At 70.3% G+C, this 12,481-nt stretch carries 13 protein-coding genes; 7 read left to right on the top strand and 6 right to left on the bottom strand.

Annotated elements, in window-relative coordinates:
• Nucleotides 1-61: 61 nt before the first annotated feature.
• From ACWGO8_RS17905 to ACWGO8_RS17890, 4 genes are all read right to left on the bottom strand, one after another.
• The gene (locus ACWGO8_RS17905; protein ID WP_452044312.1) at nucleotides 62-508 is read right to left on the bottom strand and encodes a hypothetical protein; all 447 of its coding nucleotides are present in this window, start codon (nucleotides 506-508) and stop codon (nucleotides 62-64) included.
• A gap of 134 nt (nucleotides 509-642) precedes the next feature.
• Nucleotides 643-3,021, bottom strand: coding sequence for an ATP-binding cassette domain-containing protein (locus ACWGO8_RS17900; protein WP_452044311.1), 2,379 nt, complete (start codon nucleotides 3,019-3,021; stop codon nucleotides 643-645).
• A 91-nt stretch (nucleotides 3,022-3,112) separates the two neighbouring features.
• Entirely contained in the window at nucleotides 3,113-3,523 is a 411-nt protein-coding gene (locus ACWGO8_RS17895; RefSeq protein ID WP_376954687.1) for a VOC family protein, read from the bottom strand.
• 10 nt (nucleotides 3,524-3,533) lie between these two features.
• The gene (locus ACWGO8_RS17890; RefSeq protein WP_452044310.1) at nucleotides 3,534-3,998 is read right to left on the bottom strand and encodes a helix-turn-helix transcriptional regulator; all 465 of its coding nucleotides are present in this window, start codon (nucleotides 3,996-3,998) and stop codon (nucleotides 3,534-3,536) included.
• A gap of 92 nt (nucleotides 3,999-4,090) precedes the next feature.
• Here ACWGO8_RS17890 and ACWGO8_RS17885 point away from each other — a divergent pair, with 92 nt between their 5' ends.
• The 3 genes from ACWGO8_RS17885 to ACWGO8_RS17875 all read left to right on the top strand — a co-directional run bounded on the left by ACWGO8_RS17885 (nucleotide 4,091) and on the right by ACWGO8_RS17875 (nucleotide 7,270).
• The gene (locus ACWGO8_RS17885) at nucleotides 4,091-4,603 is read left to right on the top strand and encodes a GNAT family N-acetyltransferase (protein WP_452044309.1); all 513 of its coding nucleotides are present in this window, start codon (nucleotides 4,091-4,093) and stop codon (nucleotides 4,601-4,603) included.
• Between the two features lie 74 nt (nucleotides 4,604-4,677).
• Nucleotides 4,678-6,465, top strand: coding sequence for an alkaline phosphatase family protein (locus ACWGO8_RS17880; protein ID WP_452044308.1), 1,788 nt, complete (start codon nucleotides 4,678-4,680; stop codon nucleotides 6,463-6,465).
• A gap of 187 nt (nucleotides 6,466-6,652) precedes the next feature.
• Nucleotides 6,653-7,270, top strand: a complete 618-nt coding sequence (locus ACWGO8_RS17875; protein WP_452044307.1) for an HdeD family acid-resistance protein — start codon at nucleotides 6,653-6,655, stop codon at nucleotides 7,268-7,270.
• Nucleotides 7,271-7,347: 77 nt separating this feature from the next.
• Here ACWGO8_RS17875 and ACWGO8_RS17870 read toward each other — a convergent pair whose 3' ends face one another.
• Complete coding sequence (locus tag ACWGO8_RS17870; RefSeq protein ID WP_452044306.1) at nucleotides 7,348-8,115, bottom strand: SDR family oxidoreductase; 768 nt, start codon at nucleotides 8,113-8,115, stop codon at nucleotides 7,348-7,350.
• Between the two features lie 142 nt (nucleotides 8,116-8,257).
• Here ACWGO8_RS17870 and ACWGO8_RS17865 point away from each other — a divergent pair, with 142 nt between their 5' ends.
• The 4 genes from ACWGO8_RS17865 to ACWGO8_RS17850 all read left to right on the top strand — a co-directional run bounded on the left by ACWGO8_RS17865 (nucleotide 8,258) and on the right by ACWGO8_RS17850 (nucleotide 10,908).
• A complete protein-coding gene (locus tag ACWGO8_RS17865) occupies nucleotides 8,258-8,725 on the top strand; it encodes an NfeD family protein (protein WP_452044584.1) in 468 nt (155 codons plus the stop codon).
• Nucleotides 8,722-9,699 carry an SPFH domain-containing protein gene (locus ACWGO8_RS17860; RefSeq protein ID WP_452044305.1) on the top strand — a complete coding sequence of 326 codons (978 nt, stop codon included), beginning with the start codon at nucleotides 8,722-8,724 and terminating at the stop codon, nucleotides 9,697-9,699. The genes ACWGO8_RS17865 and ACWGO8_RS17860 overlap by 4 nt, the downstream gene beginning before the upstream one ends.
• 5 nt (nucleotides 9,700-9,704) lie before the next feature.
• Nucleotides 9,705-10,457 carry a glycerophosphodiester phosphodiesterase family protein gene (locus tag ACWGO8_RS17855; protein WP_452044304.1) on the top strand — a complete coding sequence of 251 codons (753 nt, stop codon included), beginning with the start codon at nucleotides 9,705-9,707 and terminating at the stop codon, nucleotides 10,455-10,457.
• An 85-nt stretch (nucleotides 10,458-10,542) separates the two neighbouring features.
• A complete protein-coding gene (locus ACWGO8_RS17850) occupies nucleotides 10,543-10,908 on the top strand; it encodes an RNA polymerase-binding protein RbpA (RefSeq protein ID WP_376954697.1) in 366 nt (121 codons plus the stop codon).
• Here the strand turns inward: ACWGO8_RS17850 and lnt are convergent.
• Nucleotides 10,905-12,464: an apolipoprotein N-acyltransferase gene (lnt, locus tag ACWGO8_RS17845; RefSeq protein WP_452044303.1), complete on the bottom strand. Its 1,560-nt coding sequence runs from the start codon at nucleotides 12,462-12,464 to the stop codon at nucleotides 10,905-10,907. The genes ACWGO8_RS17850 and lnt overlap by 4 nt on opposite strands.
• Nucleotides 12,465-12,481: the final 17 nt, after the last annotated feature.

The following is a 12,481-nucleotide window of genomic DNA, read 5'->3' as shown; positions in this document are numbered from 1 at the left end:
AGACCGACCCGCAGACCGACCCGAAGGCCGGCCGGGCTCGACCGTCATGAACGACCGGGGCTCAGCGGTCCGACCCCTCGATCCGAGCCTTCTTCCAGTTGCTCGTGCACTCGAGCGTGACGGTGAACGTCCCGCTGCCGATGCCCCAGTTCGTGAAGGAGCCCTCGACGGACTTCACCGCGACGAACTCCTTCCTCCCCTCGATCCTGCGCTCCGACGAGGTCGCGACCACGAGCGTCGCGACGGAGGACGCCGTGTCGATGATCACGCCCAACGGGAGGATGCGGTCGTTCGAGAACTTCTTGTCCGTGAGGTACGGGAAGTCCGCCGGGCATGCTCCGCTGAACCTGGCGTTGGCCCAGAGCCCCTCATAGCGCACCGAGTAGATCTGCACTCGGATGACCTCGGGGTCATTCGGCGGGTCCGCCGCCGCCGGTGCCGCCACGGCCCCGACCAGCAGCATCCCGAGCCCCGCTCCGACCGCCAGCAGCTTCCGATACCCGGACATCATCGTCCTCCCCCGATTCGAGGGCCTGCCCATGATCGTCCGGGCAGCGCCCGTCCGCCAGTATGCTCCGACTTCTCGACGCTGTCTCCCCTGCGTTTCGCGGCGGCGGTCGCCGGGCAGCCCGCCGAGCGCGTTCAGGCGCCGACGTAGTCCGCGAGGTGCTCGCCGGTGAGGGTCGACCGGGCGGCGACGAGGTCGGCCGGCGTACCCTCGAAGACGATCCGTCCGCCGTCGTGGCCGGCTCCCGGCCCGAGGTCGATGATCCAGTCCGCGTGCGCCATGACCGCCTGGTGGTGCTCGATCACGATGACCGACTTGCCCGAGTCCACGAGCCGGTCGAGCAGGCCGAGCAGCTGCTCCACGTCCGCGAGGTGCAGGCCGGTCGTCGGCTCGTCGAGCACGTAGACGCCGCCCGGCTCCCCCATGTGCACCGCGAGCTTCAGGCGCTGCCGCTCGCCGCCCGACAGTGTCGTGAGGGGCTGTCCGATCGTGAGGTAGCCGAGCCCGACGTCGGAGAGCCGCCGGAGGATCGCGTGCGCGGCCGGAATGCGCGACTCGCCCGCGCCGAAGAACTCCTCCGCCTCGTCCGCGGACATCCCCAGCACCTCGCTGATGTCGCGGCCGCCGAGCTTGTAGTCGAGCACCGAGGCGTCGAACCGCTTGCCCCCGCACACCTCGCACACCGATGCGACGGTCGCCATGGGACCCAGGTCGGTGTAGACGACGCCGTTGCCGTTGCAGTTCGGGCACGCGCCCTCCGAGTTCGCGCTGAACAGCGCCGGCTTGACGCCGTTGGCCTTGGCGAACGCCTTGCGGATCGGCTCGAGCATGCCGGTGTAGGTGGCCGGGTTGCTGCGGCGCGATCCGCGGATCGCCCCCTGGTCGATGGAGACGACGCCCTCGCGACCCGAGACGAAGCCGTGGATCAGCGAGCTCTTGCCCGACCCGGCCACGCCGGTCACCACGGTGAGGACGCCGAGCGGGAGATCCACGTCGACCCCCTGCAGGTTGTTGGCGTCGGCTCCGCGCACCTCGAGCGCGCCCGACGGCGTGCGGATCCCAGCCTTCAGCGCGGCGCGGTCGTCGAGGTGCCTGCCCGTCAGCGTGCCGCTCCGTCGCAGCTCGTCGACCGTCCCCTCGAAGACGATCTCGCCGCCGGCGGCGCCGGCGAGCGGGCCCAGGTCGACCACGTGGTCGGCGATCTCGATGGCCTCGGGCTTGTGCTCGACGACGAGCACGGTGTTGCCCTTGTCGCGCAGCTGCCGCAGCAGGTCGTTCATGCGCTGGATGTCGTGCGGGTGCAGGCCCACCGTCGGTTCGTCGAAGACGTACGTGACATCCGTCAGCGACGACCCGAGGTGCCGGATCATCTTCGTGCGCTGCGCCTCGCCGCCCGACAGCGTGCCCGACGACCGGTCGAGCGAGAGGTAGCCGAGCCCGATCTCGACGAACGAGTCGACGAGCTGCTGCAGGTTCGCGAGCAGCGGCGCGACGGTCGGCTGGTCGAGGCCGCGCACCCATTCCGCGAGGTCGCTGATCTGCATGGCGCACGCATCGGCGATGCTGACGCCGTCGATCTTCGATGAGCGAGCGCCCTCGGCGAGCCGCGTGCCGCCGCACTCGGGACACGCTGCGAAGGTCACGGCCCGCTCGACGAACGCCCGGATGTGCGGCTGCATCGCGTCGAGGTCCTTCGAGAGCATCGACTTCTGCACCTTGGGCACGAGACCCTCGTAGGTGAGGTTGATGCCGTTGATCTTCACCTTCGTCGGCGCCTTGTAGAGGAAGTCGTGCAGCTCGGCCTCGGTGAACCGCTCGACCGGGGTGTCGCCGTCGAAGAACCCCGACTCCGCGTACAGGCGGGTCGACCACCCATCGGCCGTGTAGCCGGGCACGGTGATCGCCCCTTGATTCAGCGACTTCGTCGCGTCGAAGAGCTGACCGAGATCGATGTCGGAGACCGTGCCCATGCCCTCGCAGCGGGGGCACATGCCGCCGAGCTGGGTGAAGTCGATCGACTTCTGCTCGCCGCCCTCCACCGTGATGGCGCCGCTCCCCTGCACGGTCGGGATGTTGAACGAGAACGCCTGCGGCGAGCCGATGTGCGGCCGGCCCAGGCGGCTGAACAGGATGCGCAGCAGGGCGTTCGCGTCGGTCACGGTGCCGACCGTCGACCGGGCGTTCGCGCCCATGCGCTCCTGGTCGACGATGATCGCCGTCGTCAGGCCGTCGAGCACGTCGACGTCGGGACGGGAGAGGCTCGGCATGAAGCCCTGCACGAACGCACTGTAGGTCTCGTTGATCATGCGCTGCGATTCCGCGGCGATGGTCTGGAACACCAGCGAGCTCTTGCCCGAGCCCGAGACGCCGGTGAACACGGTGAGCCGCCGCTTCGGGATGTCGACGCTGACGTCCTTCAGGTTGTTCTCACGCGCGCCCTGCACGCGGATGAGGTCGTGGCGGTCGGCCGGGTGCGACCCGTTCGTCGCGTCGTCGGTCGTGGTGATCGTCATCGGTGCTCCAAGCGGTGGGCGTGGTCTGGGACGTGCGGGAAGTCCTGCACGGCAGCGTCCGTGCAGGACCTCGGATCGGAGCCGGGAGTGCTCAGCGCGGCTCCTGGATCCTCACCATGTTGCCCGCCGGGTCGCGGAACGCGCAGTCGCGCACGCCGTAGGGCTGGTCGATCGGCTCCTGGGCGACCTCGGCGCCGCTGGCCTGCACCTGCTCGAACGTCCCGTCGACGTCGGTCGTCGCGAGCACGATGCTCGCGTAGGTGCCCTTCGCCATCATCTCGGCGATGGTCCGGCCCTCGTCCTCGGTGACGCCGGGGTCGGCGGTCGGCGGATAGAGCACGACCGACGTGCCGGGCTGGCCGGACGGGCCGACGGTGATCCACCGCATCCCCTCGTACCCGACGTCGTTGCGCACCTCGAACCCGAGGACGTCGCGATAGAAGCCGAGCGACGCCTCGGGATCCGTGTGCGGAAGGAAGGTGTACTGAATCGTGATGTCCATGTGCGCCACGCTACTGCTGCCCTCCTGCGGCTGCTTCTCGATTCCTGACCGGTCGCGCCACCCGCTTCGCCAGCACCGACGGCACCCCCGCCATCACGGACGACACGCCCTCGGCCGGGGTGCGCGCCTCGCGCTGGTACACGCTCGGCGGCACGCCGACGAGCTCGGTGAACCGGGTGCTGAACGTGCCCAGCGAGGAGCAGCCGACCTCGAAGCACACCTCGGTGACGCTGAGGTCGCCGCGCTGGAGCAGGGCCATCGCCCGCTCGATCCGCCTGGTCATCAGGTAGCTGTATGGCGATTCGCCGTAGGCGCGCTTGAACTCGCGGCTCAGGTGCCCCGACGACATGTTCACGCCCCGCGCGAGCGCATCGACGTCGAGCGGCTTCGCGTACTCGCGGTCCATCCGGTCGCGGACGCGCCGCAGCAGGGCGAGGTCTCGCAGGCGCTGCTCGTCAGCGGGGCTGCTGTTCACGAGCGCGATTCTTCCACGCCCCGCCGACGATGCCCACCCGCCGAGGGCGAGATGGCGGCGACTGCGCCGGACCGCGTCGATAGGCTCCGGAGGTGCGCATACGACCCGAGCAACCCGGCGACGAGGACGCGATCCACGAGCTCACGCTCGCCGCGTTCGAGCCCATGCCGTTCAGCGACGGCTCGGAGGCGCCGATCGTCCGCTCCCTGCGCGGGGACGGCGACCTCACGATCTCGCTCGTGGCGGAGGAGGACGGCGTGATCATCGGACACGTCGCGTTCTCGCCCGTCTCGATCGACGGGGCATCCGACGGCTGGTTCGGTCTCGGACCGGTCTCGGTCGCGCCCGATCGGCAGCGCCGCGGGATCGGCAGCGCCCTGATCGGCATCGGGCTGCAGCAGCTCCGCGATGAGGGCGCATGGGGCTGCGCCCTCATCGGGAACCCGGCCGTCTACCGCGGCATGGGGTTCGAGAGCGACGGCCTGCTGACCTATCGGTCGCTCGACGTCGCGTTCGTGCAGCGGATCGTCTTCCGCGGTCCGGCCCCACGAGGCGAACTGCGGTTCGCGGCCGCGTTCGAATCGGCGGGCGACGAGACCGCCTGATCGGGGCCGTCGCGGGCTACGTTGGATCTGTCCCGCTCGCGTGATGGTGGTCCGGGACGGGATGCGAGGTGGCGATGACCGACGACGCGAAGCCCGGCGATCCGAAGCTCGACCCGGATGCCGCGGGGCCGTCCCGACGCGACTTCCTGCGCCTGGGTGGGGCCGCCGCCACCGGTGCCGTGGTCGGCGGTGCGGCCGGGTACGCCGCCGCCACCGCGGCGGCGGGCGGGTTCAGCGGGGGCCCGACATCGTCGGACTCCATCGGGGCGTCGTCGACCGCCGCACCGCCGGCGTCACTCCCCCCGCGCGCCGCCGGCGCCGGGTTCGACCACCTCGTCGTCGTCATGTTCGAGAACCGGTCGTTCGACAACCTCTTCGGCTACCTCTACGCCGCCGGGCAGGTGCCGGCCGGGCAGCAGTTCGCCGGACTCGTCGAGGGCGAGTACAGCAATCCCGACCATGACGGGAAGCAGGTGGCGGCGCATCCGTTCGACGGCTCGACCGACGAGATCATGTCGAGCCCGCGCCCCGACCCCGGCGAGGACTACCCGCACGTCAACACGCAACTGTTCGGCACGGTGCATCCGGCCGGCAACGCCCACCAACCGGTGGCGAAGATGAAGAAGCCCTACAACGCGCCCTCCGACGGCGCCACCCCGACGATGAACGGCTTCGTCAAGGACTACGCCAACAACTTCCAGACCGAGCACGGCCGCGCGCCGAAGCCCGACGAGCTCGCCGCCGCGATGGGCGCCTTCGCGCCCGAGATGCTCCCGGTGTTCTCGGCCCTCGCGCAGGGATTCGGGGTGTTCGACCACTGGCACTGCGGGGTGCCGGGCCCGACGTTCTGCAACCGATCGTTCTTCCATGCGTCGACGTCGCACGGGTTCGTCACGAACCACGACAACGGCGGCTACAAGAAGTGGCACAGCAAGAAGGTCGCGTCGCCGACGATCTTCAACCGCCTCGAGGACGCCGGCATCCCGTGGGCCGTCTACTACGACGACTCGCAGCACGTCTCGATGACGGGGCTCATCCACAAGCCGGTGCTCGAGCAGTACTGGAAGACCCGCTTCTTCCCGATGAGCACGTTCTACCAGGCCTGCGCCGACGGGACCCTCCCGGCCTACGCGTTCGTGGAGCCGCGCATGGTGTACGACCACAACGACATGCATCCGCCCGTGGGGACGGTCGACCAGACCGACGTCGACGGGGCGGAGGTGACCGGCGGCGCGATCTCCGATGTGCGCGCGGGCGAGGCGCTGCTGCACCGGGTGTACTCGGCGGTCCGCGACGGCGGCAGCGCCGACGGCTCGAACGCGATCAACACGATGCTGCTCGTCACGTTCGACGAGCACGGCGGCACCTACGACCACGTGGCGCCGCCCTCGGCGACACCGCCCGACGACTCGGGACCTGGCGAGATGGACTTCACCTTCGACCGGCTCGGACTCCGCGTCCCCGTGATCGCGATCTCGGCCTACGTGCAAGCCGGAAGCGTGATCAACTCACCGGCGCACCACGGCACCGTCATCAGCACGCTGGCGAAGAAGTACCAGCTGAAGTCGCTGACCGCACGAGACGCGGATGCCCCGACGCTCGATGACGCGCTCACGGCCACCGAGCCGCGCCAGCCGAGCACCTGGCCGCACACGCTGTCCCAGTACACGCCGCGGAACCCCGAGTCGGATCCGGTCCCGCCCGGCGACGACGACCGTCCACTGAGTCCGCCCGGACGGGGCCTGATGGGGCTGCTCGGCGCCCACGCGGGCACGAGCGATCCCCTGCCCACGACGTTCCGCCAGGCGCACGACTTCATCGAGCAGCACGGCAAGGGCCTGTTCGGCCCCGACGGCGGCTGACCACGCGGCATCCGGGCGCCGACGTGCGCCGATGGCCGCGGATGGATGCCGATCGCGGCGCTCCGATACTCCCCGTCACGCGACGACACGGGAGGACGCGCGCACTCACATCCGACGCTCAGGCGTCGTCGAGGCATAGCCTGACGCTTGCAACGCCCCTCAGTCGTCGCCTCAGAAAGGACATTCCATGTCGACGCCGCAGTCCAGTACGGTCTTCGCCGCCTTCTCGCTCGACTCAGCGAACCTGTCGAAGTCCGCCATCAACACCGTCCGCGCGACCCTCGGCATCAGCGGGGTCGTCGCGCTCATCGTGGGCATCCTCATCACGTTCTGGCCGAAGAACTCGGCGCTCGTGCTCACGGTCATCCTGGCCATCTACTTCATCATCGCCGGACTCGCCTACCTGGGCCTCGGCATCTTCTCCAAGGGCATCTCGGGCGGCGCCAGGACGCTCGACATCATCCTCGGCCTGCTGTTCCTCATCGGTGGCGTCATCGCCCTGTTCAACGTCCAGACGGCCGCCGCCGCCCTGGCCGTCTTCCTCGGCATCCTGATCGGAATCCTGTGGATCGTGGAGGGCGTCGTGGCGCTCGTGCAGTCGGGCGACTCGCCGTCGCGCGGCTGGACGATCTTCTTCGGCATCCTGAGCGTCGTGGCCGGCATCATCGTGCTGTTCTCGCCGCTCTGGGGCGCCGTGGTGCTGTTCGTCATCGCGGGCATCGCGCTGATCGTGCTCGGCATCATCCAGATCGTGCGCGCGTTCACGTTCGGTCGTGGCGCGGGCGGAGCGGCTGCGACCGCGTAGCCTCGCGGCGTCCGACGACGAAGGCCGGTCCGGAGCGCATCAGCGCTCCGCGACCGGCCTTCATCGTGCGGCGGGGCTCAGCTCTCGGGCGCGAAGCCCGAGGTGTCGCCGACCAGTCGGGTGTTGTCGGCCGGGATCGGTTCGGCGACCGCGGCCGCGACCTCGGCGGCGAACTCCGACACGTTGTAGAGGCGGCCCGCGTCCTCGCGGCGCGCGGCGATCGCTCCGGGGTTGGCGCGTTCGAGCAGCGTGGCGGTGATCGTGCCCTCGATCATGTCGCCCGACACGACGACGAACTCGACGCCGGATGCCGCGAACTCGGGCAGCTTCGCCCGCAGCGCGTCCTCGCCGGCGCGTTTCGACAGCGCGACGGGCTCGTACTCGGGCATGGTCGGGGTGGTGCGGATGAAGTGCGCCTGGTGGCTGGTGACGAAGACGATGCGCGCGCCCTCGGCGAGGTGCGGCAGCGCGCCCTCGACGACGTTGACCTGCGCGTCGCGGTTGAGGCGCATCGCGTAGTCCTCGCCCATGCCCGACTCCATGCCGCCGGAGGCGTTCAGCACGAGGATGTCGATGGGGCCGAGCTCCGCGACGGTGCGCTCGAACATCTCGGCCACGGAGGCGGGGTCGGTGAGGTCGGCGCCTACGGCGATCGCCTTCCCGCCCGCCTCGGTGATCTCGGCGACGACCTTGTCGGCGCGCGGCGCCTTGCTGCGGTAGTTGACGACCACCGCGGCGCCCGCGGCCGCGAGGTACCGGGCGGTGTCGGCGCCGATTCCGCGCGAGGAGCCCGTGACGAGGGCGACACGACCGTCGAGCGATCCGGGGGCGAGTGGGTTGGTCACGGCGAGGACTCCTCGTGGCTTCTGGGACGGACCGACAGGTCCTGGCGATGCGCCGAACCGAGACTATCAACTCACCCGCCGGGGCATCCGCCCTGCTAGTTTCGAAGCGGGGAACGCGTGCGAAGGAGACCATGACTTGGATGTGCTGACCCAGTACGCGTGGATCGTCTGGCTCGTCCTGATCCTCGTGTTCGCGACCATCGAGGTCTTCACGCTCGAGATGACGTTCCTGATGCTCGCACTGGGCAGTGTCGCGGGCCTGCTCTCGGGCCTGTTCGGCATCCCGTGGTGGGCGCAGTTCATCATCGCCGCGGTCGTCGCGGTGGCGCTCATCCTCACGCTGCGACCGCCGCTGCTTCGGGTGCTGCGGCGCGGCGGCGACCCGACCCGAAGCAACATCGATGCGCTCATCGGGGCCGACGGGTCGGTCGTCCGCACCGTCACGCCGTCGGGCGGCCAGGTTCGTCTCCAGAATGGAGAGATCTGGACAGCCCGCCTCTCCCCCATCACCGAGCAGCTGGATGTCGCGGTCGGCCAGCGCGTGCTCGTCACCGGCATCGATGGCGCGACCGCCGTCGTCGTGCCCGTTGAGAGGAGCACTCCCCAGTGATCGAAGTCTCCACCATCATCGGCGTGGTCGTCGTCGCGGCCATCGCCATCTTCGTGATCGTCGTCCTCGCGCGATCGATCCGCATCATCCCGCAGGCCTACGCCGGGGTCGTCGAGCGACTCGGCCGGTATCACAAGACGCTCACGCCCGGTCTGAATCTGCTGGTGCCGTTCATCGACCGGCTCCGCCCGCTCGTCGACCTGCGCGAGACGGTGGTGTCGTTCCCGCCGCAGCCGGTGATCACCGAGGACAACCTCGTCGTCTCGATCGACACCGTCGTCTACTTCCAGGTCACCGACGCTCGGGCGGCCACGTACGAGATCGCGAACTACCTGGGTGCGGTGGAGCAGCTGACGACCACGACGCTGCGCAACGTCGTCGGCGGGCTCAACCTCGAGGAGGCGCTCACCTCCCGCGACAACATCAATGGCCAGCTGCGCATCGTGCTCGACGAGGCCACCGGCAAGTGGGGCATCCGCGTCTCCCGGGTCGAGCTCAAGGCGATCGACCCGCCCCTGAGCATCCAGGACTCGATGGAGAAGCAGATGCGCGCCGAGCGCGACCGTCGCGCGCTCATCCTCACCGCCGAGGGCACGAAGCAGTCCGCGATCCTCACCGCGGAGGGGCAGCGGCAGGCGGCGATCCTCCAGGCCGAGGGCGACGCGAAGGCCGCGGTCCTGCGCGCGCAGGGCGAGGCCGAGGCCATCCTCACGGTGTTCGACGCCATCCACAAGGGCGACCCCGACCCGAAGCTGCTCGGCTACCAGTACCTGCAGATGCTGCCGCAGCTCGCCGAGGGCGCCTCGAACAAGCTCTGGATCATCCCGAGCGAGCTCACCGAGGCGCTGAAGGGCATCGGCAAGGCGTTCACGCCCTCGCAGGGCGGGGCGACGGATGCCGCGGCCGCCGCGACCCCGTCGACGGATGCCGCGACGACGCGACCTTCGGTTGCGCCGTCACCCGACCAGCCCTGAGCCGCGTGGCCTCGACCTATCTCGAACCGCCCGCGCCGCGCGTGCTCGCGCACCGCGGACTCGCGCTCGAGGCGCCCGAGAACACGATGCTCGCGTTCTCGAAGGCGGTCGGGATCGGGGCGGCGTACCTCGAGACCGACGTGCACGTGTCGCATGACGGCGTCGCCGTGGTCTCGCACGATCCGAGCCTGCGGCGGGTCGCCGGACACGACCTCCGGGTGTCCGACCTCACGACGTACGAGCTCCGCCGGATCGACCTCGGGCACGGTCAGGGCTACTGCACGCTCGAGGAGGCGCTCGACGCCTTCCCGCAGACCCGGTTCAACGTCGACGTCAAGGTGGAGGGCGCACTCGCGCCCACCGTCGCCGCGCTCCGGCGCACGGGGGCGGCGTCCCGCGTGCTGCTCACGAGCTTCACCGACGGACGGCGCCGCCGTGCCGCGGGCCTCGTCGTCGACGCGGTGAGCTCCCCCGGCCGCGCCGGCGTCATCCGTTCGCTCATCGCCGGCCCGTTCGGGCCTGCGTCGCTCAGGCGGGCGGTGCGCGGAGCGGTGGCGCTGCAGGTGCCCGAGCGCATCGGACCGCTGCGGGTCGTCACGCGTGCGTTCGTCGAGCGCGCCCACCGCGCCGGCCTCGAGGTGCACGTCTGGACGGTGAACGACCCGTCGATCATGATGCGGCTGCTCGATCTCGGCGTCGACGGGCTCGTGACCGACCGCGCCGACCTCGCGCTGCCCCTCGTCGAGGCACGTTCCTGAGAATTCCCCGGCAATCCCCCAGTCGGTGGCAAGGGAATGCCCAGCTTGGTCGTTTATACCTGTAGACGATCGAGAGGAGTACGCCATGGCGGACCGGAGCCTTCGGGGCATGCGTATCGGCGCCCAGAGCCTGCAGAGTGAGGACGGCGTGGTCTTCGCCGACCGTGCCGACTACACGTACCGCTGCGAGACGTGCGGTCGCGAGACCGTGATGACGTTCTCCACCGAGGCGGAGCTCCCCGAGAGCTGGGAGTGCCGCTACTGCGGCGCCGCCGCGACCCTCCTCGTCGACTCGAAGCCGGTCGAGATCGACCGCTCCGGCGAGAAGGTCGCCCGTACCCACTGGGACATGCTGCTCGAGCGCCGCACCCGCGCCGAGCTCGAGGAGCTTCTCGAGGAGCGCCTCGCCTACCTGCGCGCCCGTCGCGGCCAGCAGAAGATCGGCGCCTAGCCCTCGCCGTCCGCTTCATCGACGACGTCGCGGCGTGAACGCCGCCGAGCGATGACGCCCGCGGCGATCAGGCCGCCGAGCGATCCCGCGACGATGAGCAGCGGCACCGTGCCGCCGAGCACGACCGACGGCGTGAGGCCCTCGCGCAACTCGACGTCGGTGACCATCGCGCCCGGCTCGTAGGCCGGCAGCGCGTCGATCGTGCGACCCGTCGGGTCGATGACCTGGCTGGTGCCCACCGTGGAGATGTTCACGACCGACCGGCCGGTCTCGATGGCGCGCAGGCGCGCGATCGCGAGCTGCTGCTCGTTCTCGTCCGTCCCGTTGAAGTCGGCGTTGTTCGTCTGGAACATGTACAGCTGGGCGCCGTCGCGCGCACCCTCCCAGATGAGCTCGTCGTAGATCACGTCGAAGCAGATCGCGAGTCCGGTCACCGCCGTGCCGAGGTCGAAGACGGGCGCGTTCGTGCCCGGTGTGTAGCCGCGCTGGATCAGGCCGATGAGGTCGGGTGCGAGCGGTTCCCAGAACGCACGATCGGGGATGTACTCGCCGAACGGCACCGGGTTGCGCTTGTCGTAGCTGTCCACGACGCCCTCCCCCGCCCGCCAGAGCAGTGACGTGTTGAAGAACTCGTCGTCGCGCGTCGTCACGGTGTTGAGGACGAGCGGCGCATCGAGCTGCTCGCTGAGGTCGTCGAAGATGTCGGCGACGTCGGGGCTTCGCGTCGGGTCGATGTCCGACCCGCCCTCGGGCCAGAGCAGCACGTCGATGCCCGGCTCGCCGAGGATCGGCTCGGTCGCGTCGAGCTGTGCCTGCAGCACGTCGCCGGGGGCGCGCTCGTCGAAGTAGCCCGCCGGGCCGTTGCCCTGCACGCTCGCCACCCGGAGTTCCCCCGCGGCCGTCGTCGGCCAGGCCGGGACGAGCAGCGCGACGAGCGCGAGCGCCGCCACCGGCACCGCCGAGCGCAGGTCCTGCCAGCCGCGCAGTCGTACCCACTCGATGATCCCGGCGACGAGTGCGACCATGATGAACGAGAGGCCGGTCGACCCGACCCACGACACCACGCCGGCGAGCGGGCTCTCCGACTGGCTCTGCGCGGCCCGACCCCACGGGAACCCGCCGTAGGGCAACGTGCCCGTCGCGGCCTCGCGGACGCACCACAGGCCCGCGACGAGGAGCGGGAGCCAGATGAGGCGCAGCCACCGCGACGAGCTCGCCCGCGGCACCCAGCGATACGCGAGCGTGATGAGCACGGCGCCGCCCGCGACGAAGAGCGACTCGAGGATCGAGAGCGCGAGCCACGGCACGGGTCCGAGGTACAGGGACGTCCACGAGACGAGTTGCAGGTAGAACGCGAGCCCGAATGCGAGGCCGACGAGCGCGGCCGACCATCCGCTGCGGCCGATCAGGCTGAGGAGGGCGAGGGCGATGCCGGCGAACGCGAGCGGCCAGATGCCGGCGCCCGGGAACCCGAGGTCGTACACGAGCCCCCCGGCGATCGCCGCGAGGAGTGCGACCCACAACGGCAGCAGCGGACGCGGGTCGTTCTCGGGCACCAGCTCAGCCTAGGCGA

It is taken from the genome of Agromyces sp. NPDC055661 (genome assembly GCF_053618135.1).
Note: the sequence above shows the minus strand (reverse complement) of the source record. Positions and strands in the feature narration are given on the sequence as shown.

Bases quoted from the DNA above. Each gene is read 5' to 3' on its own strand.
- ACWGO8_RS17905 (WP_452044312.1), bottom strand. From the start codon at position 508: ATGTCCGGGTATCGGAAGCTGCTGGCGGTCGGAGCGGGGCTCGGGATG.
- ACWGO8_RS17895 (WP_376954687.1), bottom strand. From the start codon at position 3,523: ATGGACATCACGATTCAGTACACCTTCCTTCCGCACACGGATCCCGAG.
- ACWGO8_RS17880 (WP_452044308.1), top strand. From the start codon at position 4,678: ATGACCGACGACGCGAAGCCCGGCGATCCGAAGCTCGACCCGGATGCC.
- ACWGO8_RS17900 (WP_452044311.1), bottom strand. From the start codon at position 3,021: ATGACGATCACCACGACCGACGACGCGACGAACGGGTCGCACCCGGCC.
- ACWGO8_RS17850 (WP_376954697.1), top strand. From the start codon at position 10,543: ATGGCGGACCGGAGCCTTCGGGGCATGCGTATCGGCGCCCAGAGCCTG.
- ACWGO8_RS17875 (WP_452044307.1), top strand. From the start codon at position 6,653: ATGTCGACGCCGCAGTCCAGTACGGTCTTCGCCGCCTTCTCGCTCGAC.